At 57.5% G+C, this 22,624-nt stretch carries 27 protein-coding genes; 18 read left to right on the top strand and 9 right to left on the bottom strand.

Features of this window, described 5'->3' with window-relative positions:
- The first annotated feature begins 29 nt into the window (after positions 1 to 29).
- Positions 30 to 686, top strand: a complete 657-nt coding sequence (locus tag HNQ59_RS01130) for a fumarylacetoacetate hydrolase family protein (RefSeq protein WP_184034155.1) — start codon at positions 30 to 32, stop codon at positions 684 to 686.
- Here the strand turns inward: HNQ59_RS01130 and HNQ59_RS01125 are convergent.
- A complete protein-coding gene (locus HNQ59_RS01125; protein ID WP_184033994.1) occupies positions 587 to 1,093 on the bottom strand; it encodes a putative zinc-binding protein in 507 nt (168 codons plus the stop codon). The genes HNQ59_RS01130 and HNQ59_RS01125 overlap by 100 nt on opposite strands.
- Before the next feature lie 38 nt (positions 1,094 to 1,131).
- On the opposite strand from HNQ59_RS01125, the gene HNQ59_RS01120 reads away from it, so the two are divergent.
- The 3 genes from HNQ59_RS01120 (at position 1,132) to HNQ59_RS01110 (ending at position 3,158) form a co-directional block, all read left to right on the top strand.
- Positions 1,132 to 1,272 carry a hypothetical protein gene (locus tag HNQ59_RS01120; RefSeq protein WP_184033991.1) on the top strand — a complete coding sequence of 47 codons (141 nt, stop codon included), beginning with the start codon at positions 1,132 to 1,134 and terminating at the stop codon, positions 1,270 to 1,272.
- 241 nt (positions 1,273 to 1,513) lie between these two features.
- Complete coding sequence (locus HNQ59_RS19885) at positions 1,514 to 2,302, top strand: carbohydrate-binding protein (RefSeq protein WP_184033988.1); 789 nt, start codon at positions 1,514 to 1,516, stop codon at positions 2,300 to 2,302.
- Between the two features lie 73 nt (positions 2,303 to 2,375).
- A complete protein-coding gene (locus tag HNQ59_RS01110; RefSeq protein ID WP_184033985.1) occupies positions 2,376 to 3,158 on the top strand; it encodes a carbohydrate-binding protein in 783 nt (260 codons plus the stop codon).
- A gap of 19 nt (positions 3,159 to 3,177) precedes the next feature.
- Here HNQ59_RS01110 and HNQ59_RS01105 read toward each other — a convergent pair whose 3' ends face one another.
- A complete protein-coding gene (locus HNQ59_RS01105) occupies positions 3,178 to 3,759 on the bottom strand; it encodes a methyltransferase (RefSeq protein WP_184033982.1) in 582 nt (193 codons plus the stop codon).
- A 104-nt stretch (positions 3,760 to 3,863) separates the two neighbouring features.
- On the opposite strand from HNQ59_RS01105, the gene yoaA reads away from it, so the two are divergent.
- The 4 genes from yoaA to aspS all read left to right on the top strand — a co-directional run bounded on the left by yoaA (position 3,864) and on the right by aspS (position 8,808).
- The gene (gene yoaA, locus HNQ59_RS01100; RefSeq protein ID WP_184033980.1) at positions 3,864 to 5,897 is read left to right on the top strand and encodes a DNA repair helicase YoaA; all 2,034 of its coding nucleotides are present in this window, start codon (positions 3,864 to 3,866) and stop codon (positions 5,895 to 5,897) included.
- Between the two features lie 167 nt (positions 5,898 to 6,064).
- On the top strand, positions 6,065 to 6,337 hold the full coding sequence (locus HNQ59_RS01095) for an FmdB family zinc ribbon protein (protein ID WP_184033977.1): 273 nt from the start codon (positions 6,065 to 6,067) through the stop codon (positions 6,335 to 6,337).
- A gap of 14 nt (positions 6,338 to 6,351) precedes the next feature.
- Positions 6,352 to 6,966, top strand: a complete 615-nt coding sequence (locus HNQ59_RS01090) for a DUF502 domain-containing protein (RefSeq protein WP_184033974.1) — start codon at positions 6,352 to 6,354, stop codon at positions 6,964 to 6,966.
- Between the two features lie 48 nt (positions 6,967 to 7,014).
- Complete coding sequence (gene aspS, locus HNQ59_RS01085) at positions 7,015 to 8,808, top strand: aspartate--tRNA ligase (protein WP_184033971.1); 1,794 nt, start codon at positions 7,015 to 7,017, stop codon at positions 8,806 to 8,808.
- Positions 8,809 to 8,925: 117 nt separating this feature from the next.
- Here the strand turns inward: aspS and HNQ59_RS01080 are convergent, their stop codons facing one another.
- Genes HNQ59_RS01080 through HNQ59_RS01065 form a run of 4 tightly spaced genes read right to left on the bottom strand, consistent with a single transcriptional unit; the run spans position 8,926 to position 10,893 of the window.
- On the bottom strand, positions 8,926 to 9,732 hold the full coding sequence (locus HNQ59_RS01080) for a peptidylprolyl isomerase (RefSeq protein WP_281397155.1): 807 nt from the start codon (positions 9,730 to 9,732) through the stop codon (positions 8,926 to 8,928).
- A 41-nt stretch (positions 9,733 to 9,773) separates the two neighbouring features.
- Positions 9,774 to 10,043 (bottom strand): BolA family protein, encoded by a 270-nt coding sequence (locus tag HNQ59_RS01075; protein WP_184033968.1) that lies wholly within the window; start codon positions 10,041 to 10,043, stop codon positions 9,774 to 9,776.
- Entirely contained in the window at positions 10,040 to 10,342 is a 303-nt protein-coding gene (locus tag HNQ59_RS01070; protein WP_184033965.1) for a YciI family protein, read from the bottom strand. The genes HNQ59_RS01075 and HNQ59_RS01070 overlap by 4 nt, the downstream gene beginning before the upstream one ends.
- Positions 10,342 to 10,893 carry a septation protein A gene (locus HNQ59_RS01065; protein ID WP_184033962.1) on the bottom strand — a complete coding sequence of 184 codons (552 nt, stop codon included), beginning with the start codon at positions 10,891 to 10,893 and terminating at the stop codon, positions 10,342 to 10,344. The genes HNQ59_RS01070 and HNQ59_RS01065 overlap by 1 nt, the downstream gene beginning before the upstream one ends.
- A 152-nt stretch (positions 10,894 to 11,045) precedes the next feature.
- On the opposite strand from HNQ59_RS01065, the gene HNQ59_RS01060 reads away from it, so the two are divergent.
- From HNQ59_RS01060 to HNQ59_RS01015, 10 genes are all read left to right on the top strand, one after another.
- On the top strand, positions 11,046 to 11,897 hold the full coding sequence (locus tag HNQ59_RS01060; RefSeq protein WP_184033959.1) for a 3',5'-nucleoside bisphosphate phosphatase: 852 nt from the start codon (positions 11,046 to 11,048) through the stop codon (positions 11,895 to 11,897).
- A gap of 25 nt (positions 11,898 to 11,922) precedes the next feature.
- Positions 11,923 to 12,549 carry an L-threonylcarbamoyladenylate synthase gene (locus HNQ59_RS01055; protein ID WP_184033956.1) on the top strand — a complete coding sequence of 209 codons (627 nt, stop codon included), beginning with the start codon at positions 11,923 to 11,925 and terminating at the stop codon, positions 12,547 to 12,549.
- 2 nt (positions 12,550 to 12,551) lie between these two features.
- On the top strand, positions 12,552 to 13,193 hold the full coding sequence (locus HNQ59_RS01050) for a site-2 protease family protein (protein ID WP_184033953.1): 642 nt from the start codon (positions 12,552 to 12,554) through the stop codon (positions 13,191 to 13,193).
- Between the two features lie 25 nt (positions 13,194 to 13,218).
- Positions 13,219 to 14,421 carry a tryptophan--tRNA ligase gene (locus HNQ59_RS01045; protein WP_184033950.1) on the top strand — a complete coding sequence of 401 codons (1,203 nt, stop codon included), beginning with the start codon at positions 13,219 to 13,221 and terminating at the stop codon, positions 14,419 to 14,421.
- A gap of 40 nt (positions 14,422 to 14,461) precedes the next feature.
- Complete coding sequence (locus HNQ59_RS01040; protein ID WP_184033947.1) at positions 14,462 to 14,818, top strand: hypothetical protein; 357 nt, start codon at positions 14,462 to 14,464, stop codon at positions 14,816 to 14,818.
- The gene (locus HNQ59_RS01035) at positions 14,808 to 15,662 is read left to right on the top strand and encodes a DMT family transporter (RefSeq protein ID WP_184033944.1); all 855 of its coding nucleotides are present in this window, start codon (positions 14,808 to 14,810) and stop codon (positions 15,660 to 15,662) included. Before HNQ59_RS01040 ends, HNQ59_RS01035 begins: the two co-directional genes overlap by 11 nt.
- Positions 15,662 to 16,504 carry a segregation and condensation protein A gene (locus HNQ59_RS01030; RefSeq protein ID WP_184033940.1) on the top strand — a complete coding sequence of 281 codons (843 nt, stop codon included), beginning with the start codon at positions 15,662 to 15,664 and terminating at the stop codon, positions 16,502 to 16,504. Before HNQ59_RS01035 ends, HNQ59_RS01030 begins: the two co-directional genes overlap by 1 nt.
- Before the next feature lie 189 nt (positions 16,505 to 16,693).
- The gene (gene scpB, locus HNQ59_RS01025; protein WP_221320149.1) at positions 16,694 to 17,254 is read left to right on the top strand and encodes an SMC-Scp complex subunit ScpB; all 561 of its coding nucleotides are present in this window, start codon (positions 16,694 to 16,696) and stop codon (positions 17,252 to 17,254) included.
- Positions 17,238 to 18,509 (top strand): 23S rRNA pseudouridine(2605) synthase RluB, encoded by a 1,272-nt coding sequence (gene rluB / locus HNQ59_RS01020; RefSeq protein ID WP_246490796.1) that lies wholly within the window; start codon positions 17,238 to 17,240, stop codon positions 18,507 to 18,509. The genes scpB and rluB overlap by 17 nt, the downstream gene beginning before the upstream one ends.
- A gap of 19 nt (positions 18,510 to 18,528) precedes the next feature.
- The gene (locus HNQ59_RS01015; protein WP_184033936.1) at positions 18,529 to 19,224 is read left to right on the top strand and encodes a GAF domain-containing protein; all 696 of its coding nucleotides are present in this window, start codon (positions 18,529 to 18,531) and stop codon (positions 19,222 to 19,224) included.
- Between the two features lie 63 nt (positions 19,225 to 19,287).
- On the opposite strand, the gene ispH is transcribed toward HNQ59_RS01015, so the two are convergent.
- The 3 genes from ispH to HNQ59_RS01000 form a co-directional block, all read right to left on the bottom strand.
- Positions 19,288 to 20,220, bottom strand: coding sequence for a 4-hydroxy-3-methylbut-2-enyl diphosphate reductase (gene ispH / locus HNQ59_RS01010; protein WP_184033933.1), 933 nt, complete (start codon positions 20,218 to 20,220; stop codon positions 19,288 to 19,290).
- A 101-nt stretch (positions 20,221 to 20,321) separates the two neighbouring features.
- On the bottom strand, positions 20,322 to 21,632 hold the full coding sequence (locus HNQ59_RS01005; protein ID WP_184034143.1) for a DUF58 domain-containing protein: 1,311 nt from the start codon (positions 21,630 to 21,632) through the stop codon (positions 20,322 to 20,324).
- Between the two features lie 5 nt (positions 21,633 to 21,637).
- Positions 21,638 to 22,621, bottom strand: coding sequence for an AAA family ATPase (locus HNQ59_RS01000; RefSeq protein WP_184033930.1), 984 nt, complete (start codon positions 22,619 to 22,621; stop codon positions 21,638 to 21,640).
- Positions 22,622 to 22,624: the final 3 nt, after the last annotated feature.

Below are 22,624 nucleotides of genomic sequence, written 5' to 3'. Positions count from 1 at the left end.
TCACCATACTATGAGGAGTAATGCGTCCCATGCCCTTCGTCACCTTGCAACCGCACGGACAGCAAGTCGCTGTCAACAATATCTTCTGCATTGGTCGAAACTACGCAGCCCACGCCGCTGAATTGGGTAACCGAGTGGAAGAAACACCGCTGGTCTTCATCAAGCCGACGTCAGCCCTGTTGCCAGTCGGGCAGCCGATCCAGCTGCCGTCCTTTTCGAAAGATGTGCATTATGAAACCGAGCTGGTGGTGTTGATCGGCCAGGGCGGGAAGCACATCCCCGAGGCGGCGGCGCTGCAGCATATTGCAGGCTATGCGGTGGGCCTGGATCTGACCGCGCGCGACCTGCAGAGCGCTGCCAAGGCAAAAGGGCTGCCTTGGACGTTGGCAAAGGGGTTTGATGGGGCCGCCTGTGTCTCGGATTTCCAGCCGGTCAGTGCCATTGCGGACATCACCCAGGCCCGGTTCAGCATGAGCCTGAATGGCGTGAGCCGGCAGCAAGGCAATACGGCGATGATGCTGTTTCCCGTCGCCTATCTGATCCACTACTTATCGACAGTGTTCACTTTGCAGCCTGGCGACCTGATCTATACCGGCACACCTGAGGGCGTTGGGCCATTGCAGGCCGGGGATGCACTGCAATTGTCACTGGAGGATCGCACTCTGGCTGAGTTCGTCGTGGCCTGATCAGGCTGCATGTCTGGGCTGGTGGCCTGGGCCAGCCCGACCTGGTTGATCTCACGGGCCGCCGCCTCGACCCAGGGCCACAGTTGCGCGGCCTGTTCTACATCAAAATCGGTATGGCGTTGTTTTTTCACGCCAAACGCTGATAGCGTCAAATGGCTGTCAGGCTCGACCCCCGCTCGCGCCAAGCAAGCCGCAACACAGTGCATGATGCAGCCATCCAGCGCCAGAATCGGTCGCCCGGATTGGGCTGTTCTGACCAGCCCTGGCACCCCGCCGCCGACTCCCGCGATACAAGACATCTCTGCAATGCCTGTCCGATCCAGCTTCAGCGCCAGATGGTTGGCCAGTTGTGCGGCACTGGAGCAGCCCGAGCAGGCATAAACCAATGGGATCGTGTTCGTTTTCATATGATGAGTGTGCCGCGATGCCTGGGGTGCCGGCCTTGATGAATATCAAACTCACTGGGTTTTCTGTTGATCTGACGGTTGATGAGCACGGCCCGGCGCGTGGATTCAGAACGCAGGTGGTGGGTGTCGGGTTGGGGGATTTTGCAAGTGGGTGGATGGGGCGTAAATATGCACTTTGATATCCATATATCAGAAAAGAATGAAAATCTGATTTTATATTCACGACATCCTTTGTTTCGAATGTTGCTATGAAAAAAATTAAATAAATCATATATCTAAAATGATTGATGGAAGAGGGTTTACCCTATCTTGTGCGCTGCAATATCGATGTTGAAAATGACCGTCGGTCAGGTGTTGTGCCCCCCCCACAGCACGGTGCCTGATGAAACCGCAGTGCTTACAACAAGAAAGGAAAATCCAGTGCGTCCTTTATCACTGGTGTGGGGAACCACCATGCTGCTCGGGGCTGTTCCAGCCTTGGCGGCCAACGAAGTCTCACTCGTTCATGCTCGTAGTATCGTCAGCAATAAGTACGGCATCACGGTGCAAAGTGCACAGTTTGATGTGCAGGTGGCGCAGCTTGGCCGCCAACAATCGGTATCGATTCGCCACCGCGCTGCGGATGGCCAATGGCAGACTACCCCGTTGACCTTCAGCCGGATGCTGGGCAACGGCCAGGCGCTGTGGAGCGGCAGCCTGCCCAATTACAGCACCAACGGCGTTCCTGGCCAGCCGATGACGCTGGATTTTGTCGTGTCATATCAGGCCGATGGTCGGCAGTATTGGGATGACAACCAGCGCCAAGGCTATCAGCTGGCACCAACGGCTGGCGATGTGTTGTATGGCCCTGTGGTGTGGGTCACCAACCATACCGGTAGCCTGGATCAGTTCTGGGGCGGTCAATACCACGGGAGCGTGGTGCTGAAGAACCTGGGCTATCACAAGGATGTGCAGGTGGTGTACAGCACCGACCATTGGCAGAGCCAGCGTGTGGCTTACGCGTCTTATTCGCCCTCCTATTGGGCAAGTGCCTATGCCCATACCACCAACCCCAACCCGGCTGGGTTCGAGGTCTGGTCGTATGTGCTGGATGTCGGAGCGGCGACGGCGGTGGAATATGCCGTCCGTTACCAGGTCAATGGGCAAATCTATTGGGATGACAATGGTGGTCAGAACCACCAGGCCCGCCTGACGAATCGTCAGATGTGATCAGCCCCGGCTGGTGGAGTCTGCTGGTCGGCTGATCAGCCATATCGATGAATATGATTCAAGAGATGATGAAATGCGAAAACATATAGTGGTAGCAATCCTGGGGGCATTGTCTTTGCCAGCGCTGGCGGTGGCCCAAGATGAAGTCAGTCTGCTGCATGCGCGTAGCTTGGTCATGACCAAGTATGGGCTGCAGTGGCAAAGTACCCAGTTCGATGTCAAGGTGCGGAATCTCGCGCACGACAAGCAGGTGGTGATCGAATACCAGCGCCCGAATCAACCATGGCGGCAGGCGCCGCTGTCATTCAATCGGCAGGTTGATGACGAAAGTGAAATCTGGTCTGGCGGTATCGGTGGCCATGGCGCGGATGACTCAGCCAGCCAACCGGGCCCATTCGTCTACCGTATCCGCTATCAAGTAAAAGGGCAGGCCTATCTCGACGACAATCAACAAGCGCTTTATCAGCTGGATGCCAATCAGGGCGACGTGTTGTACCGTGGAGTGGTGGGCGTCGTCGATCATCGTCCGCTGGTCGATCGCTTCTGGGGTGGCCAATATCATGGCCACGTAGCGCTGAAGAATCTGGGCCCCGCCAAGGATGTGCAAGTGCATTACACCACAGATGGCTGGCAGACCCAGCGTGTGGCTTTTGCGCAGTATCTGCCTTACTTCAGCTACGGCTATGGTTCTGTGCCCAACCCGAACCCAGCGGGATTCGAGGTGTGGTCATTCAGTCTGGATGCGGGTGGCGGCACGGAAATCGAGTACGCGGTCCGTTACACGGTGAATGGCCAGACCCATTGGGATAATCAATTTGGCCGTAATTACCGAGTAAGGGCAGGTACCGGTGGGTAACCCTACGGGTACCCTGTTGTCACCGGCGTTGCCACGTTTGCCACCATTCGTGCCCATCGAACGTGGGCACGGACGCTTTGACAGGCTGCGCCGCCAGCAGGGTGAAGTCCGCGTGCAATAACTGATCCAGCTCGGTTTGGCTGGTGCCGAACGGGGGGCCGGTGGGCGTGTCTTTCAGGAAAAAGAAGCCCGCCAGCAAACCCTGTGGCTTGAGCAGCTCTGCCTGGCGCCGGGCATACTCGGCCCAGCAGCTGCGGGGGAGCGCACAGAGAAAGGCGCGCTCGAAGACCACGTCGTAAGCAGGCCCGGAGTCGAATCGGAAAAAATCACCGAACACCACATGTCGGCCCAATTCGCCCAATGTCTGCTGAGCCTGGGCAATGGCACCCTCACTGAAATCGATGGCGAGCACATCCCAGCCCGCCTTGGCAAAGGCTACGACCTCGTGGCCCGTCCCGCAGCCAGGAATCAGCACCCGCCCGGGTGGGCGTTGCCGCAGCCAATCATGCAGTGCGGGATGGGTGCCGCCCGCATCCCAAGGGGTGACTTGTGATTGGTAGCGGGTTTCCCAGAATTCGGGTAGCGAGCTGTCTTGAGCCATATCAGCGTTTCTTCCATGTGTCGTGGTCAGTGTCGAGCCGGTTCCGATGTCTGCTCGTTGTAAAGGATCTGGTACCATTGGGCGTTTGATTGTAGCGTGAGATGATGGCGGATCTGGATTTTCTATTCAGCGAAACCGGCCCACTGGCTGAGTCCATTGCCGGGTTTCGTCCACGGCGCCAGCAGTGCGAGCTGGCGCAATCGGTGCAGCAGGCAATTGAAAACCAGGGCATTCTGGTGGCCGAGGCCGGTACGGGCACTGGTAAGACCTATGCCTATCTGGTGCCTGCATTGACATCCGGCGGCAAGGTCATCATCTCGACCGGCACCAAGACCCTGCAGGATCAACTGTTCCAACGTGATATCCCCACGGTCAGGCAGGCGCTCAGCGTGCCGGTCACCATTGCGTTGCTGAAGGGCCGCGCCAATTACGTCTGCCATTACCACCTGGAAAAGGCCGCGATGGATGGCCGCTTCATGTCGCGTGATGATATCCGCCACCTGCAAACGATCCGGTCTTTTCTCAATACCACGTCCACCGGCGACAAAAGCAGCTGTGGCGGGGTGCCAGAGAATGCACCCATCTGGTCGCATGTTACCTCGACCAAGGAAAACTGCCTGGGCGCAGACTGCCCTTACCACAAAGAGTGCTTTGTGATGCAGGCCCGACGGGAAGCCATGGCGGCAGATGTGGTGGTGGTCAATCACCATTTGTTCTTCGCGGATGTATGGCTGCGCGACGAAGGAGCAGGAGAGCTGCTGCCAGCCTGCAATACGGTGATTTTCGATGAGGCCCATCAACTGCCGGAGGTGGCCAGCCTGTTCTTTGGTGACAACCTGTCGAGCGGCCAATTGCTGGAGCTTGCAAGAGACAGCCGCGCCGAGGCCCTGACCGAGGCCAAGGACTTTCCGGCGCTGCCCGTCGCCTGTGGCAAGCTGGAGAAGGCGGTCAAGGACTTCCGGCTGGCGTTCGAGCAAGACAATGTCCGCCTGCCCAAGCATGCGCTGGCTGATAATGTGCCATTCAATCAGGCGTTGACCGATCTGGCCGCTGCATTGATCGATCTGTTGAATCTGCTGGAAATCCAGGCAGAGCGGGGCGAGGGGCTCAAGAACTGCCATGAACGTGCCATGGCGCTAAATGACCTGCTGCACGCATGGCAGGTCGGCGCGGCGGAAACGCCCTCGGAAACAGAGGGCGAGCAGAAAAACAGCGCTGCCATCCCGTCGGTGCTGTGGGTTGATGTGTTCAGCCACGCCTTTCAGTTGAACAGCACCCCTTTGGACGTGGCGGAGGTGTTCCGCAAGCAGATCAACATCCAGAAACGGGCATGGATCTTCACTTCCGCCACCTTGGCGGTCAATGGTGATTTCAAACATTATTGTTACGAGCTGGGGTTGTTCGATGCCGAAACTGGTTGTTGGGACAGCCCATTCGATTACAAATCCCAAGCCCTGCTTTACGTGCCCAAGCACATGCCAGAGCCCAACTCCCGCGAATTCACCGCCGCCGTGGTCAATGAAGCCTGGCCAGCCTTGAAGGCCAGCGAGGGACGGGCGTTCCTGTTGTTCACCAGCCTGCGGGCCATGCGGGAAGCGCACGAGCTGGTGAAGGCTCGCCTGGCCGAAGAGGGGCTGGATTATCCCCTGCTGCTGCAAGGAGAAGGCTCGCGCACCGAATTGCTGGAGCGGTTCCGCGCCTCGGAGCACGCCATCCTGGTGGCCAGCCAGACCTTTTGGGAGGGAATTGACGTCAAAGGGGATGCCCTGCAGCTGGTGGTCATCGACAAGCTGCCGTTCGCCCCACCCGATGACCCGGTACTGTCGGCGCGGGTGGATCAAATCAATAAAGCAGGGCGCAATGCCTTCATCGAATATCAATTGCCACGGGCTGCCATCACGCTCAAGCAAGGGGCAGGGCGCCTGATCCGCGATGAGCGGGATACGGGGGTCTTGATCATCTGCGACACGCGCTTGGTGGACAAGCCCTATGGCAAACGTATCTGGCAAAGCCTGCCACCGATGTTGAAAACGCGGGATGGCAGCGTGGTGCCCCGTTTTTTTACGCAGATTGCCCATCGGCGTACAGCGGCAAACCCGACCGAACCGATCGCGCCAACTGAAATACCAGCCCCTTGACCATCATTTGTAAAATGCAGCGCCATCTTGGGGACTTTCCGATCTCGATGATATACTGCACGGCTCTGTAAATAGGTTTGGTATGTGGTGCCAGGTGGCCAGAGCGCCTTCCACATGCCGACCGTATCTTGTTATTGCATTAGTGATTTGTTGTCAGGAGCATGATCATGCCGATCTATGAATACCGTTGCTCAGGCTGTGGCCATCAGAAAGAAGTCATGCAGAAGATGAGCGATGCGCCATTGACTGTTTGCCCCGCCTGCAATCAGGCGACATTTTCTAAAATGCTGACCGCAGCCGGTTTCCAATTGAAAGGCTCTGGTTGGTATGCGACCGATTTCAAAGGCGGGGCGAGCAGCACGGCTGCATCGTCCGCCTCCAGCACGACAGAGAGCGCACCCGCCAGCACGCCTTGTGGCGGCAGCTGTGCCTGTCATTGAGCATGAATGACTGAATGAAAAAATATTTCATCACCGGGCTCTTGATCTGGGTGCCACTGGGCATCACGCTGTGGGTGCTTTATAGCCTGATCGGCATGATGGACCAGAGCCTGAATCTGTTGCCGGCGCAGATCCACCCGAAACAACTGTTCGGGCACGACATACCCGGCCTGGGCGCCATCCTGACCGTGTTGGTGGTGTTTCTGTCCGGGCTGTTGACCGCCAATATTCTGGGGCGGCGGCTGGTTGATTTCTGGGATCGGCTGTTTCAACAGATCCCGATCTTCAAATCTATCTATACCAGCGTCAAACAAGTATCCGATACGTTGTTCTCAAGCAGCGGGCAGGCGTTCCGAAAAGCCTTGTTGGTGCAATACCCCCGACAAGGTGCTTGGACGATCGCCTTTCTGACCGGCACGCCTGGTGGGGATGTGGCGCGTCATCTGCAGGGCGACTATGTCAGCGTCTATGTGCCGACCACGCCCAACCCCACGTCTGGCTTCTTTCTCATGATGCCGCGCCAAGATGTCGTCGAACTCGATATGAGCGTTGACGAAGCACTGAAGTACATTATTTCGATGGGCGTCGTCGCGCCCGGCGGAAATCATTCGAATTCGAATGCCGGCTAATCCAGCCGGTCTTCCTTTTTTCAAATCCCATCCATCAGGTTAGAAAAAATGCGTACCAACTACTGCGGTCTGATCGACACACAATATCTGGATCAAATCGTCACCCTGCAAGGCTGGGTGCACCGTCGTCGTGACCACGGCGGCGTCATTTTCATCGACTTGCGCGACCGCGAAGGCTTGGTCCAAGTGGTCGTTGACCCGGATACCAAGGAAGCCTTCGAAACAGCTGACAAGCTGCGCAATGAATTCGTGGTGCAGATCCAGGGCAAGGTCCGCCACCGCCCGGAAGGCACGACCAATTCAAACCTGATTTCAGGTCAAATCGAAGTGCTGGCCAAGGCGATCGAGATCCTGAATCCATCAGTGACACCGCCTTTCATGATGGATGACGACAATCTGTCGGAAAACACCCGCCTGTTGCATCGTGTGCTGGATCTGCGCCGCCCGGAGATGCAGCGCAATCTGCGCTTGCGTTATAAGGTTGCGCTGTTGGTGCGCAACTATCTGGATTCGGCAGGATTCATCGATATCGAGACGCCGATGCTGACTCGTTCGACACCAGAAGGTGCGCGTGACTATCTGGTGCCATCCCGCGTGCACCCGGGGCAATTCTTCGCCCTGCCGCAATCGCCACAGCTGTTCAAGCAGCTGCTGATGGTGGCGGGTTTTGATCGCTACTACCAGATCACCAAATGTTTCCGTGATGAAGACCTGCGGGCTGATCGCCAGCCAGAATTCACCCAGATCGACTTGGAAACATCGTTTCTGGATGAAGAGCAGATCATGGACATCACCGAATCCATGGCGGTGCATGTGTTCAAGGAGGCGATCGGTGTGGATCTGGGTCAGTTCCCACGCATGACTTACGATGATGCCATGTTCTACTATGGCTCGGATAAGCCCGATCTGCGTGTGTCACTGAAATTTGCCGAGCTGACCGATGTGATGAAGGACGTGCCCTTCAAAGTATTCAGCGGGGCTGCCAATATGGATGGCGGTCGCGTGGTTGGTTTGCGCATTCCTGGCGGCGCGGCATTGAGCCGTTCCGAGATTGATACCTACACACAATTTGTCAGCATCTATGGTGCCAAGGGCCTGGCCTATATCAAGATCAATGACAAAACTCAGCTGAACGATACCGGCTTGCAGTCACCTATCGTTAAGAACCTGACCGAGGCGTCGTTAGCGGCCATCATCGAGCGCACGGGGGCTGAAAATGGTGACTTGATCTTCTTTGGCGCGGACAAGGCCAAGGTGGTCAATGAGGCCATTGGTGCGTTACGTATCAAGATCGGTCATGAAAAAGGTGAAGCAGGGGGCTATTTCGTCAAGGCATGGCGCCCGCTGTGGGTGGTGGATTTCCCGATGTTCGAACATGACGAGGATGGCGACCGCTGGGTTGCGTGCCATCACCCATTCACCAGCCCGAAACCCGGTCATGAAGACTGGCTGACATCCAACCCCGGCGCATGCCGCGCACGCGCTTATGATATGGTGCTGAACGGCTGGGAGATCGGTGGTGGTTCGGTGCGTATTCACAGTGCTGAGGTGCAATCGAAGGTATTTGATGCCTTGAAGATTGGCCCGGAAGAGGCACAGAATAAGTTTGGCTTCCTGCTGGACAACCTGAAATTCGGCGCGCCCCCGCATGGTGGCTTGGCATTTGGTCTGGATCGCCTGGTGACATTGATGACCGGCGCGGAATCGATCCGTGATGTGATTGCTTTCCCGAAAACCCAGCGTGCGCAATGTCTGCTTACCAATGCACCTAACGAGGTCGATGAAAAGCAGCTGCGTGAGGTGGGTATCCGCTTGCGTCAAAAGGCTGAAACCACCGCATGATCGGGTGGTGAAGGCTCACCGGAGATGCCGCCTGATTGAATCAGGTGGCATTTTCATGGGTTGAAGCAATAAAAAAGGGGCTTTCGCCCCTTTTTTCATTTGCATGCTGTGGCTGGCTTATTCAACCTTGGCCTTGGCTCGCAGGTCTTTCATCAGATTTTCCAGTTGCTTTTGCTGCAGGAACTGGGAGATCTGCGGTTTCAGCTCATCCAGTGAAGGAACCGGGGTATTGCGGGCGTCTTCCAGCTTGATGATGTGATAGCCGAATTCGCTCTTGACTGGCTCTTCGGTCACTTGACCCTTTTGCAGCTTGACCAGCGCATCGGCAAACGGCTTCACGTAATTGGAAGGTGCGCTCCAGTCCAGATCGCCACCTTTGGCAGCAGAGCCTTTGTCTTCGGACAGCTTGCTGGCCAGTTGATCAAACTTGGCGCCCTTTTTCAGCTGCGCCAGAATGTCCTTGGCCTGCTTTTCTTCCTTCACCAGGATGTGGCGGGCACGATATTCTTTGCCATTGGCGCTTTGCTGTTCCTTGAACTTGTCATACTCAGCCTTGATCTCGGCATCAGCCACTGGGTGGCTCTTGAAGTAGTCTTGAACGAATGCACGGAACAATACACCCTGGCGAGCTACTTCCAGCTCGGCTTGTACTTCAGGCGCCTTATCCAGGCCTTTTTTGGCCGCTTCCTGCTCGATCAGCATGCCGGTGATCAGGCTGTCTTTGACTGCGTTGCGCAGCTCGGGTGAGTCCTTCTGGCCGCGGGCAGCCAACACTTTCAGTTGCGCATCCAGCTTGGCTTGGGGGATGGCAACGCCGTTGACCACGGCAACATTGCCGTTGGCGGGCTTGGATTCTTCTGCAACGGCAGCAGCAGCCAGCGCGCCGGCGGTCATTGCAACGATCAAACGGGTAGTCAGTTTCATGTGTTGTGAGTCCTGAATAAAAGTGAATAGTGTCTTGGGTATTACATCTCTTCCGGAGCGTAAGCCTTGATGCTCAAAGCATGGATGCGTGTCTGCATCAAGTCCCCCAACGCTTGGTAGATCAGACGATGGCGTTCGATGCGGCTTTGGCCGACGAATGCCGCTGATACGATGGTCATCCAGTAATGTCCACCACCGCCTTTGGCTCCTTCGTGGCCGATATGCTGCGATGACTCATCCTGGATGTCGATCAACTCTGGCGAAAGCGCTTGTAAACGCTCCCGCATCAGCAGGTCGGTACTGCCATTCATGCAGGCAATACCTTTTTGAAGGGTTTCACCGCGATCTGGCTGAAAACACCTTCCTTGACATAGATGTCCTGCTGGAACCACTGCTCTGCAGCGGTAAGGGATTCAAACTCGGCAATGACGATGCTGCCGCTGAATCCGGCAGGCCCAGGATCGGGGCTGTCGATGGCTGGGCACGGGCCTGCAACCAGCAGGCGACCTTCATTCTGCAGGGTCTGCAGCCGTGCGAGATGCTCAGGGCGAACCCGCAGGCGCTTTTCAAGGGCATCCGGCGCATCGGTGCCTATCATGACGTACCACATCAGTCGTTTTTCTCCGGTGTGTCTTCAATGTATTTAGCCAGCATCATGCTTTGCAGGACAACGAACACGAGCATGAGGCCCAGACCGCCAAACATCTTGAACTTGACCCAGGTTTCTTCGCTGAATCTGAATGCGACAAACAAGTTGAGCGCACCCATGAATACGAAAAAGCCAGCCCAAGACCACATCAGTCGGGACCAGATCGGCTCGGGCAAGGTCATCTGTTTTTCCATGACGGAGCGGATCAGATTCTTACCCAGCGCCAGCTTGGCACCTGCCAATGTGACGGCAAAAGCCCAGTAAAGTGCCGTGGGTTTCCACATGATGAAGGTTTTGTTGTGGAAAACCAAGGTCAGGCTGCCCAGGCCAACCACCAAGAACAGCGACAGCAATAGCATGCCATCCACTTTGCGGTGCTTGAACCACATCCAGGCGACTTGGGCAATCGTGGCGGCAATCGTGACGGCTGTGGCGGCAAAGATGTCTTTGTCCGTCACAAAGTACGTCACAAAAAACAGAATGATCGGGAATAAGTCGAACAGAAATTTCATAGCGGGCGATTATGCAGCGGGTGCAAACGATTGTCCATGATATGCAAGATAAAGGTTCAAATAGACTTGATCGATGGTCTTTGGGTTGGGCTTGGTTTGGTGCCCGTGCTGGAGTTTGTTACCATGTCGGAGATTCATTCTGTTGGTTTACCATGCTCAAAATCGATTTGCACTGCCATTCCAATTGTTCTGATGGGGCGCTTGCGCCAGCTGAGGTCGCCGCGCGTGCTGCCAGTCGGGGCTGCGAGGTGTGGGCGTTGACCGACCATGACGAACTGCAGGGCTTGGCGGAGGCGCGTGCTGCGGCTGAGGGCGCAGGCATGCGTTTTGTTCCGGGTGTCGAGGTGTCGGTGACCTGGGATCGTTTGACCGTGCATATCGTCGGGCTGAATGTGGACCCGACCAATGCCAGTCTGCAAGCTGGTCTGGCGCAGGTGCGTAGTGGGCGTGTCCGCCGCGCTGAGGCGATGGGGCTTGATCTGGAACGGGTTGGCATCAAGGGTGCTTTCGATGGGGCACTGGCGCTGGCTGACAATAAGGAAATGGTCGGGCGGACGCATTTTGCTCGCTTTCTGGTTGAACAAGGGCATGTGAAGGATGTCAAAACGGCTTTCAAGAAATATCTGGTCAAAGGAAAGCCTGGTTATGTCTCCCATCAATGGGCAGAGCTGGTTGATGTGGTTGCCTGGATCAGGGCTGCGGGTGGCCAGGCTGTGCTTGCCCACCCAGGCCGTTATGAAATCGGTAAGGCCCGGATGTTGGCGTTGATTACGCAATTCAAAGAGGCGGGTGGTGAAGCCATCGAGGTGGTCACGTCCAATCACACCGCAGAACATGTCAGCCAATTTGCCCGGTTGTGTGTCGAGCATCAGTTGCTGGCTTCATGTGGTTCCGATTTCCATAGTCCGGCGGATGGTTGGTGCGATCTGGGCACGCTGCCGGCCTTACCTGCCAATGTGACGCCCATCTGGCATGACTGGCCCGGCTTGCCATTGGCCAGCTGAAACTCAATTCTCATCACAATAATTCATGGCACAATTTTTCTCTGTTCATCCTGAGAATCCTCAGGCACGCTTGATCTCGCAGGCGGTCAAGATCATCCGTGATGGTGGGGTGGTGATCTACCCGACCGACTCCTGCTACGCAATCGGCTGCCAGATCGGCAATAAAGATGCAGTCGAGCGCATCCGGCAGATCCGGCAAGTCGATGATAAGCATCACTTCACGTTGGTCTGCCGGGATTTGAGTGAATTGGCAACCTATGCCCGGGTCGATAATGCGCAATTTCGCCTGCTCAAAGCCACCACACCTGGCTGTTATACCTTTTTGCTGCAGGCGACCAAGGAGGTTCCCAGGCGGCTGCAGCATCCAAAGCGTAATACCATCGGCTTGCGCGTGCCAGAGCATGTGGTGACGCAGGCATTGTTGGCTGAGCTGGGTGAGCCCTTGCTTTCATCAACCCTGCTGTTGCCGGGTGATGAGTTTCCGCAGACTGATCCTTACGAAATCCGTGATTTGCTTGAGCATCAGGTGGATCTGGTGTTGGATGGGGGGTACTGTGGTGTGGAGCCGACAACGGTGGTCGATTTGACTGAAGGCGCACCCGTATTGATTCGGCAAGGCAATGGCAGTCTCAAGCCATTGGGTTTGGAGTGATCATGGACGAACTTAACCTGATCCAGAAGATTTGTGTCTACGCAATACCGGTGCTGTTTGCCATCACCATGCACGAGGCTGCCCATGCTTATGCCGCCATGCGTTTCGGGGATCGGACAGCTGCCGAGTTAGGACGATTGAGTCTGAACCCGATTCGGCATATCGACTGGGTGGGGACAATATTGCTGCCGATGGTATGTTTGGCTTTGGGGGGCTTTCTTTTCGGATGGGCCAAGCCGGTGCCGGTCGATTTCCGGCGCTTGAGGCATCCGCTTCGCGACATGGTGTGGGTGGCTGGCGCCGGCCCTGCGTCCAATCTGGCGATGGCCATTGGCTGGGTGCTGATGTTGAAGCTCGCCATGGCAAATCCGGACAGCTATTTTTCTCTCCCGTTGGCCTATATGGCGCAAGCAGGGGTGGGTATCAATGTTTCACTCATGGTGTTGAATCTGTTGCCGATTCCACCGTTGGATGGTGGTCGTATCGCAGTTGGGTTGTTGCCGAGAAGCTTGGCACAGCCGCTGGCAGGCATCGAGCCTTATGGCATGTTCATCCTGATCGGACTGATGGCGACGGGGTTGTTGACGGCCCTGATGCAGCCCTTGATCGCGATCACCTTCAAATTGTTAATGCTTTTTCTCTAAATCAAACTGATCGACGGAATACAACATGTTTCAAGACCGCGTCCTCTCGGGCATGCGCCCGACCGGTAGTCTGCACCTGGGCCATTATCATGGCGTATTGAAGAACTGGGTCAAGCTGCAAAGTGAATATGAATGCTTGTTCTTTGTGGCGGATTGGCATGCGCTGACCACCAACTATGACGATCCGCAGATCATTGAGAAGAGCGTCTGGGACATGGTGATTGACTGGTTGGCGGCTGGGGTGGACCCGGCCCAGGCCATTCTGTTCATCCAATCACGGGTGCCGGAGCATGCGGAGCTGCACCTTTTGCTGTCGATGATGACGCCACTGGGCTGGCTGGAGCGGGTGCCCACGTATAAAGACCAGCAAGAAAAGCTGAGCCAGAAGGATCTCGCAACCTATGGCTTTCTAGGCTATCCCTTGTTGCAGTCCGCTGACATCTTGATCTACCGCGCCAATCAGGTGCCGGTGGGGGAGGATCAGGTGCCACATATCGAGCTGACCCGCGAGGTGGCGCGTCGCTTCAATCACCTGTATGGCCGTGAGCCGGGTTATCAGGAAAAGGCCGAGGCGGCCATCAAGAAGATGGGCGGCAAAAAAGCCAAACAATATGTCGAGCTGCGTGGCCGGTATCAGGAGCATGGTGATGTCGAAGCGCTGGAGGCAGGCAGGGCATTGCTGGCAGAGCAGCAGAATTTGAGCCTGGGTGACCGTGAACGTCTGTTTGGCTACCTGGAGGGCGGCGGCAAGATGATCCTGTCCGAGCCGGGGGCGTTGCTGACCGCTGCATCCAGAATGCCTGGGTTGGATGGGCAGAAGATGTCCAAATCCTATGGAAATACCATCACACTGCGCGAAGATGCTGAATCGGTGACCAAAAAGATCCGCACCATGCCTACCGATCCACAGCGTGTCCGCCGCACCGATCCGGGTGATCCGGCCAAGTGCCCGGTGTGGCAGTTGCACGAGGTGTACTCGGGTGAAACGACGCGCGAATGGGTTCAACAAGGCTGTAAGAGCGCGGGGATTGGCTGTATCGAATGCAAGCAGCCCGTGATCGAGGCTGTGCTGAAGGAGCAGGAACCGATGCGGGAGCGGGCGCAACACTATCTGGATGATCCGACACTGGTGAAGAACATCATCGCAGATGGCTGTGACAAAGCGCGTAAACTGGCTCAGGAAACCATGCGTGATGTACGCGAGGCCATGGGCCTGAATTACAGTTGATGTAAAAGTGTCCATTCGTCGACTGTGTCAGGAGGTGTGCATGAAATCAGCTTTGATACCTGTTGCTTTGATCGTTATCGGTTTGGCGTGGCTGCTGGATGAATTCCATGTCTTTCCTGAGGTGAACTGGTTCTGGATCACCGCCCTGACTGCTGCCGGTGTCGCGGTGCTACTGCTCGATGGCATCAACAAGAGCTCTGTGGTGGTCGGCCCGCTGCTGATTGGGGGAGGTATCACCACGTTTCTCCGCCAATATTTAGACCTGAGATTTGGCGCGCAATGGTCAGTGCTGATGATTCTGCTGGGTGTGCTGATGTTGGTCGCGAGATCACCATCGATTCCAGAGGTAGGCAATGTCGGTCGCCTGCTGCCCAAATCCTCACGCGATGAGACTTGATCGTGCCAACCAGCTTGCGCTGGCCGCCATCTTGTTATGGGCCAGTCTGGCATCACTGGGTGTGAAACTGGCCCAGGTGCCGCCTTTCATGTTGGTTGGTATCAGCTTGTTGGTCGGTAGCCTGGGGAGCATCCATCGCATTGGGAGTTGGCGGGTGCCTTTGGGGACGCTCGTGGTGGGGGTCGCGGGGCTGTTTGGCTATCATTTTTGCCTGTTCCTGGCCTTACGCTGGGCAGCGCCAGTGCAGGTGAATCTGCTCAACTACCTGTGGCCTTTGCTGTTGGTGGTGTTGTCCCCTGTGGTATTGACCGGTTATCGCCTGAGCCTGCCGCAGGTCGGTGGCGGGGTGCTGGGTTTTACCGGGGCGGCTTTGTTGGTCACAGGTGGCGGGCAGGTCGCCACGCCCATGGCAGATTGGGCGGGTTATGGTCTGGCAATGCTGGCTGCTTTGATCTGGGCTGTCTATTCACTGTTGACCAAGCGCTTGCCGGCCTTTCCGACCAGCGCCATCGGTGGCTTTGCCGCCGTGTCGGGGCTGTTGTCCTTAATTTGTCATGTACTGTTGGAGCCCGCTTATTCACCTTCTGCCGAGCAATGGGCATTGCTGCTGCTGTTGGGGGCGGGGCCGCTGGGTGCGGCGTTCTTTCTGTGGGATGCGGCTCTGAAAAAGGGTGATCCACGGGTGATCGGCACCTTGGCTTACCTGACGCCATTGCTATCAACCGCTTTGTTGGTCGTGACCGGTGGGGCAGCCCTGAGCTGGCCTGCTCTGGTTGCCCTAGGGCTGATCCTGAGTGGTGCCTGGCTGGGCAGTCGGCCTGCCCGTGAGCGGGTGCCTGCTTGATGGATATCTTGCCTAGCGACGACAGCAATCCAGCACTGGCACCGATCGCCAGCCTGTTTGGTGAGCCAGTCACCGAACTGCCCAAGGATCTGTACATCCCGCCTGATGCACTGCGGGTGTTTCTGGAGGCCTTTGAGGGTCCACTGGATCTGCTGCTGTACCTGATCCGCAAACAGAACATCAATGTGATCGATATCCCCATGGCGCGCATCACGGCGCAATATATGGAGTATATTGAACTTATGCAGCAGAACCGGCTGGAGTTGGCAGCAGAGTATCTGCTGATGGCGGCGGTGCTGATCGAGATCAAATCCAGGATGTTGCTGCCAAGGCCTGCCGAGGTGGAGGGCGACGAGGGGCTAGACCCGCGTGCGGAGCTGGTGCGCCGCCTGTTGGAATATGAGCAGATGAAACTGGCGGCTTACAACCTGGATCAATTGCCACAAGCCGAGCGGGATTTCGCCTGGGCGCAAGCCATGATCGACCGGGTGGCGGTACAGCGCTTGCCAGAGGTGGATATCGACGACCTGCGATCAGCCTGGATGGCCATCATTGCCCGTACAAAAGCCAATACCAGCCATAAGGTGACGCGGGAGGAACTGTCGGTGCGAGAGCATATGACCCGGATTCTTCGGTTGTTGGCGGATGGCCGGTTTTTGGCTTTTCATGAATTGTTTGTACAGCAGGCGAGTCGCCCGGTGTTGGTGGTCAATTTCATCGCGGTTTTGGAGTTGGTCAAGGAAAGCCTGGTGTTTGTGACACAAGCACAACCCTATGCGCCGATCTATGTGCGACTGAGTGTGGCGGCAGATCAATCCACGACCGCCATGGAACCGGCCTGAGGTCATGCCTGCCTGCAGCCTGGCCAACAGTACGCCGGGCAGGGCGCATGCCGTGGCTTGATGTGAGCGGGCTGGATGAGGAAACCGTGCATATGGCTATGCCGACAACGCGTTGGGCGTTAAAATACGCGGTTTGCCTGATCAGCCCAAGATTGGGCTGATGTTCAGCCCTCGTTCCGGATAGTTGCATTGACCACCCACTCCCACCTCAAATTGGTCATCGAGGCTGCATTGTTTGCAGCTGGCGAGCCGTTGAATGTTTTTGATATAAAACGGCTTTTCGATGTGGATGTGCCTGCTGATGCCATTCGTAGAGCCGTTGCGGAATTACGGCAGGATTGGCAGGGGCGGGCCATCGAGCTGGTTGAGCTGGCCGGGGGCTGGCGTTTTCGCGTCAGGCCGGAATACATGGGCCACATAGAACGATTGAGCCCGGAAAAACCACCGCGTTATTCCCGAGCGGTGATGGAGACCTTGGCCATCATTGCCTACCGACAGCCCGTTACGCGGGGCGATATCGAACAGATTCGCGGCGTGTCGGTATCAACCAATGTCATAAAGGCATTGGAAACCCGTGGCTGGATTGATGTGATTGGCTATAAAGAAGTGCCAGGGCGGCCTGGCTTGTATGCCACTACCAAAAAATTTCTTGACGACCTGGGCCTGAATTCACTGAAAGATCTGCCACCCCTGGCAGAGCTGGGCCAGCTCGTGATCCCTGAGGAATCCCGAATTGAGCAGATCGAATAATCGCGCACCGCGCAACACACAGCAGTTTTTCCGCACTGGCACGCCAAGTGACCGTGTCGCGGGTGGCCGGAGCCGCACCCCTGATACCTCGCGAGCCCGCGCCGTGACCCCGGGCACCGATAATCTGGACAACAGCCAAGGACGACGCCCACCCCGTCAAGGCCGTGGTGGGCCAGCTCCCGCTGCCCCGACGAGCCATGGTATAGGCCGGCAGTCGCAAGCCCGCAGTGATTGGAGTATGGATGGTGGCCGTCAGGAGCGGGGCCGCCGCCGGGTGGCCATGGATATCGAGACATCGGACGAACATCGACGCCAAGTGGCCGAGGGGCGCCAACGCGCCTCGCGGGATGAAGTGGTGGAAGGTGCTGACAGCGATGGTTTTTCCTCACCTCGCCGTCCGCAACGCGACAGTCGTGGCGTGCCGCGTGCCAAAAAGATGCGCGAGCGAGTTGGTTCGCTCAAGGAACAAAAGCGCGCCCAAGATCTGCGTGAGCACCGCATCGACCCGAGCAGGCTCGATGATATGCGGCTGCAGAAAATCCTGGCGTTGACTGGCCTGGGCTCCCGCCGTGAGATGGAGGAATTGATTGCAGCAGGCAAGGTCGAGGTCAATGGCGCGGTGGCAACACTGGGCCAGAAGGTCGCTTACGGCGATAAGGTCAGGGTGGATGGTAAGAATGTCTTTCTGAAATGGCCGGATCGTTTGCCGCGTGTGATCATTTACCACAAGCAGGAGGGCGAGCTGGTCAGTCGTGATGATCCGGATGGTCGAACCACCGTATTCGACCGGCTGCCAGCCGTGCAAAGCAGTAAATGGGTGGCGGTTGGGCGGCTGGATTTCAATACCAGCGGACTGTTGATCTTCACGACTTCCGGTGAGCTGGCCAACAAGATGATGCACCCCCGGTTTGAGGTGGATCGTGAATATGCAGTGCGGGTCCTGGGTGAGTTGACGCCGGAACAGATGAAGGAGGCCACCAAGGGGATCGAGCTGGAAGATGGCCCCGCGCATTTCCAGCATATCTCTGATCAAGGCGGGGAGGGGCGCAATCACTGGTACCGGGTGGTGTTACGTGAAGGACGCAATCGCGAGGTGCGGCGGATGTTCGAACACTTCGGTGCCACGGTCAGTCGCCTGATCCGTGTCCGTTTTGGGCCGATTGCTTTGCCTGGCCGACTCAAACGCGGCACCTGGACTGAGCTGGAGCCGCAGGAAGTGCAGCGCCTGTTGAAATGGGCCGGTGTCACCCTGTAGACCGGATGGATGAAAACAAGTGAAGGTGGATCATCAGGTGGTTGTTGAATATCTTCGGCGGGCGGGCCTGCAGGCCTATCTGGATCAACCCGGCTTTGAGGGTGGGGTGCAGCAGGCGGTGGCGTGGCTTCAGGCCACGCCGGTGACCGTTCCAGATGCGGTGGCACTGCAATATGCTGTGCCAGTGTTGAGTGAGGATGGCAGCTGCTCCTTGTTTGATGTGTTATCGCCCGAGCCGTTTGATCTGCAGCCTGTGTTGGGTGCCGATACTGTGGCATTGCGCCAGTGGCTGGGCCGTTTGGATGGCTGGGTGGCGGCGCTGCAGGAGCGACATCAGATTGGCTGGATTGGCGTGTATCAGCGCCGTAGCCTGCAAGGTGATGACTGTCTGGTGAAGTTGGCATACCGTGGCAAGCCTAGCCGTGCGATTTTCCCACTGACCGAAACATTTGCCCGCCATTCCACCAACAGCTCAGTTGGCCTGTCAGGGCGGGCGCGGGTGATTGGAGATGTGTCGGCACATGTGGCCGGTGGTGGCGCCTATTACACTTGTGACCCTGCTGTCGTATCAGAGGCCTGCCTGCCGATTCTGGGTGGGCAGGGACAGGTGTTGGGCATCATGGATGCAGAGGATAACCGGCCCGGCTTCTTTGAGGCGGCCAGGTTGGCTGATCTGGTGGCGTTGTGCTTACTGGCATCAGCTCATCTGCAATGATGGCTGACAAGACGGCAGGACAGGCCCGGCTTTAGGCTGGGCCTGTTGCTTTTTCAATGGGCGTCAGGTGGCGGGCTGGTTCAGGCCCTTGGGCAGCGAGAAGACGATGTTCTCCTCGACGCCTTGCAGCTCTTCGACCGAGCTTGCACCCAGTTCACGAATCCTGGCGATCACCGCCTGTACCAATACTTCTGGGGCCGATGCGCCAGCGGTGACGCCGACACGTTGCCCAGCACCAAACCATTCAGCCCGGATCTGTTCTGCGTTATCGACCATATAGGCCGCTCGGCCAAGGTTCTCGGCCACTTCGCGTAAGCGGTTCGAATTGGAGCTGTTCGGTGAGCCGACCACGACCACGACATCGGCTTCGGCAGACAGTTTCTTGACGGCATCCTGACGATTCTGCGTGGCATAGCAGATGTCGTCCTTCTTGGGGCCGATGACGGCTGGGAAGCGCACCCGCAATGCGTTGACGACAGCTGCTGCGTCATCGACGGATAGCGTGGTCTGGGTCACATAGGCCAATTTGTCGGGTGAGTTGACCTGCAGGCTTGCGACATCGTCAACAGTCTCGACCAGATACATGCCGCCATCGGCCTGCCCCATCGTGCCTTCGACTTCAGGGTGGCCTTTGTGGCCGATCATGACGATCTCATAGCCCCCCTCGCGCATTTTTTTCACCTCGACGTGCACCTTGGTCACCAGCGGACAGGTGGCATCAAATACCTTCAATCCACGGGATTCCGCCTCTTGACGAACGGCCTGTGACACACCGTGGGCGCTGAAGATCAAGGTGCTGCCCGCCGGGACTTCCGCCAGATCCTCGATAAAGATCGCGCCTTTGCGTTTGAGGTCTTCGACCACGAATTTGTTGTGCACCACCTCATGGCGCACATAGATCGGGGCGCCAAATTGTTGTAGGGCACGTTCAACAATGGCGATGGCGCGATCGACACCGGCACAGAAACCGCGAGGGTTGGCGAGAAGCACTTGCATGGAGGATTCGGCTGTCAAGGGTAATGATCAACCGACTATTTTACTAGGCTTTTGCAATCCATGAAACCATATAGGCTGACGCCCGCCCTGGATAATGGCGGCTACAACGCGTGGCTTTGCTTGAGTTCCAGATAGCGGTTGACCAACGACAGTGGTAGCTGTGCGGGCTCGACATCCAGGCAACGCGCACCACTGGCGGTCAGCTGGCGCAGTGCATGGGCTCGCCGCTGGTTGTAATCGACAGTGGCGGCGAATTGCAGCGCCTGCTCCAATGTATCGACGGTCTGGCGGCTTAGGTCGAGTGCCTCTTCACGCAGGCTGGCCATTACCACCAGGTGTCGTTCCCGCAGTAGCTTCAGTGCTGGCAGCAGGCTGTCGCTGTCTTCATCACGCAGGCTGGTGACGACGATGACCAAGGCACGGCGCTTCACCTGCGTGGTCAGATCGAGGGCGGCCCTGAGATAATCCGGAGACAGCTTGCCAGGTTGCAAGTCGAATAGGGTGTCCATGAGCAGGCTGGTTGTCGATTTGGCCTTGCGCGGTGCAACAAAGCGTGGGGTGTCGCTGGCGAAGGTCATCAGCCCCACGGCATCACCTTGGCGCAATGCGACGTGGCCTAATAGCAGCAGGGCATTCAGCGCGTGATCGAAATGCGACAGCTCGCCATCCTGGGCGGCCATGCGACGGCCACAATCCAGCAGGAACATGACCTGCTGGTCGCGTTCGTCCTGATATTCACGTGAAATCAGTTTGCGCATGCGGGCGGTGGCTTTCCAGTCGATCTGCCGCTGGCTGTCGCCTTCGCGGTATTCGCGGAGCTGGTGGAACTCCAGGCCTTCTCCACGGCGGCGGCGCTGTAGCACACCCAACAGGCTGAGCCGGTTGGCGGTGGCCAGCAGCGCGTAGCCCGAGACCTTGGCGAAGTTGGGATAGACCCGGATGGATTGCTCGGCACCCAGCCAGATCGTCCGTCGCCATAGGCCCAGCGGGCTGCCGACCTGGGCCTCGACCCGGCCAAACTGGAAACTGCCGCGTTGATTGGCTCGGATGCGGTACTGCAGGCTGCTGCCCTGCCGTCCTGCCAAGCGCAGCGTGATCGGAAAATCCTCACAGTGCAGCTCGACCGGGTAGTGGTCGAACAATGTGACCCGCACCGGCAGGGTGCCGGTCTGACGTAAGGTCAGGGTGACGGTCGATTCCACGCCCACCGGGATCACGCCAGCCAGGTGGCGTTCAGCCTGCATGGTTTGTGGTGCGCGCCAGATGAGGATCGCATCCAGCGCCACGGCACTCATCAGCAGAAGCAGTGCGATACGCCATGGCTCGTTCAATGCGTCGGGCCAGGGGATGGCGGCGATCGAGAGGGCCAGCAGGGCCAGCAACAGGTAAAGCAGGAGGCGACTGGGTTGCAGCATGATTATTGACGAGGAGCCTCGACTTCGTTCAGCAGCTGCAGCAACAGCTGATCAGCATGGGTGCCTTCGATTTCGGCCTCTGGCGAGGGCACGACCCGGTGGCGCAGGGTGGGCAGCGCCACCTGCTTGATGTCGTCTGGCGTGGCAAATGCCCGGCCTGCCAGCAGCGCACAGGCCCTGCCTGCGCGGACCAGTGCGATGGCACCACGCGGCCCCGCGCCACTGGTCAGCCGGGCAAAGCTGCGCGTGGCGCGGGCCAGCCGCACAGCGTAATCCATTACCCGATCATCCACCATCACACGGGCGGCCATCTCTTGCAAAGCCAGCACAGTCGCGGGCTTGATCAAGGTTGGGACGACATTCACATCAAGCTGTTCCCCGATGGCACCCTGGGTGACTTGTTTGACCAGGCGGGTTTCTTCTTCCAGCGAGGGATAGTCGATCTGGATTTTCAGCAGAAAACGATCGAGTTGGGCTTCTGGCAGTGGGTAGGTGCCCTCCTGGTCGATGGGGTTTTCGGTGGCCAGCACCATGAACGGTGCATCCAGCTGATGCGCTTGGCCTTCGATGGTCACCTGCCGTTCCTGCATGACCTCCAGCAGCGCCGCCTGCGTCTTGGCGGGGGCGCGGTTGATCTCGTCTGCCAGCAACAGGTTGGTGAAGACCGGGCCTTTGCGCGTTGAGAAGTGTCCGGTAGCCGGGTCGTATAGGGTGTGGCCGGTGACGTCCGAGGGCATCAGATCTGGCGTGAATTGAATCCGGCGGAAGTCACCGCTGAAGGTCTTGGCCAGTGATTTCACCAGCAAGGTCTTGCCCAGGCCAGGCACCCCTTCGATCAAAACATGCCCGCCGGCCAGCAGGGCGATCAGTGTCTGATCCACCACGTCGCGCTGGCCGACCAAGGCGCGGCCAATGGCTTCGCGCATGGCGTCCAGGGCTTTGACGGCCTCGCTGAGTCGGGATTCAAATGTCGGATCTTGCATCATGTC

This window comes from Chitinivorax tropicus, assembly GCF_014202905.1.
Classification (GTDB): Bacteria; Pseudomonadota; Gammaproteobacteria; order Burkholderiales; family SCOH01; genus Chitinivorax; species Chitinivorax tropicus.
The sequence above is the reverse complement of the archived record's forward strand: the minus strand, read 5'-3'. Positions and strand labels throughout refer to the sequence as shown.

Coding starts and splice junctions, on each gene's coding strand:
- HNQ59_RS01105 (WP_184033982.1), bottom strand. CDS start 3,759: ATGGCTCAAGACAGCTCGCTACCCGAATTCTGGGAAACCCGCTACCAA.
- HNQ59_RS01090 (WP_184033974.1), top strand. CDS start 6,352: ATGAAAAAATATTTCATCACCGGGCTCTTGATCTGGGTGCCACTGGGC.
- aspS (WP_184033971.1), top strand. CDS start 7,015: ATGCGTACCAACTACTGCGGTCTGATCGACACACAATATCTGGATCAA.
- HNQ59_RS01030 (WP_184033940.1), top strand. CDS start 15,662: ATGGATATCTTGCCTAGCGACGACAGCAATCCAGCACTGGCACCGATC.
- HNQ59_RS01035 (WP_184033944.1), top strand. CDS start 14,808: ATGAGACTTGATCGTGCCAACCAGCTTGCGCTGGCCGCCATCTTGTTA.
- yoaA (WP_184033980.1), top strand. CDS start 3,864: ATGGCGGATCTGGATTTTCTATTCAGCGAAACCGGCCCACTGGCTGAG.
- HNQ59_RS01110 (WP_184033985.1), top strand. CDS start 2,376: ATGCGAAAACATATAGTGGTAGCAATCCTGGGGGCATTGTCTTTGCCA.
- HNQ59_RS01080 (WP_281397155.1), bottom strand. CDS start 9,732: ATGAAACTGACTACCCGTTTGATCGTTGCAATGACCGCCGGCGCGCTG.
- HNQ59_RS01060 (WP_184033959.1), top strand. CDS start 11,046: ATGCTCAAAATCGATTTGCACTGCCATTCCAATTGTTCTGATGGGGCG.
- HNQ59_RS01040 (WP_184033947.1), top strand. CDS start 14,462: ATGAAATCAGCTTTGATACCTGTTGCTTTGATCGTTATCGGTTTGGCG.
- HNQ59_RS01055 (WP_184033956.1), top strand. CDS start 11,923: ATGGCACAATTTTTCTCTGTTCATCCTGAGAATCCTCAGGCACGCTTG.
- HNQ59_RS01125 (WP_184033994.1), bottom strand. CDS start 1,093: ATGAAAACGAACACGATCCCATTGGTTTATGCCTGCTCGGGCTGCTCC.
- HNQ59_RS01045 (WP_184033950.1), top strand. CDS start 13,219: ATGTTTCAAGACCGCGTCCTCTCGGGCATGCGCCCGACCGGTAGTCTG.
- ispH (WP_184033933.1), bottom strand. CDS start 20,220: ATGCAAGTGCTTCTCGCCAACCCTCGCGGTTTCTGTGCCGGTGTCGAT.
- HNQ59_RS01000 (WP_184033930.1), bottom strand. CDS start 22,621: ATGATGCAAGATCCGACATTTGAATCCCGACTCAGCGAGGCCGTCAAA.
- HNQ59_RS01130 (WP_184034155.1), top strand. CDS start 30: ATGCCCTTCGTCACCTTGCAACCGCACGGACAGCAAGTCGCTGTCAAC.
- HNQ59_RS01065 (WP_184033962.1), bottom strand. CDS start 10,893: ATGAAATTTCTGTTCGACTTATTCCCGATCATTCTGTTTTTTGTGACG.
- HNQ59_RS01095 (WP_184033977.1), top strand. CDS start 6,065: ATGCCGATCTATGAATACCGTTGCTCAGGCTGTGGCCATCAGAAAGAA.
- HNQ59_RS01075 (WP_184033968.1), bottom strand. CDS start 10,043: ATGAATGGCAGTACCGACCTGCTGATGCGGGAGCGTTTACAAGCGCTT.
- HNQ59_RS01070 (WP_184033965.1), bottom strand. CDS start 10,342: ATGTGGTACGTCATGATAGGCACCGATGCGCCGGATGCCCTTGAAAAG.
- HNQ59_RS01120 (WP_184033991.1), top strand. CDS start 1,132: ATGAATATCAAACTCACTGGGTTTTCTGTTGATCTGACGGTTGATGAG.
- HNQ59_RS01050 (WP_184033953.1), top strand. CDS start 12,552: ATGGACGAACTTAACCTGATCCAGAAGATTTGTGTCTACGCAATACCG.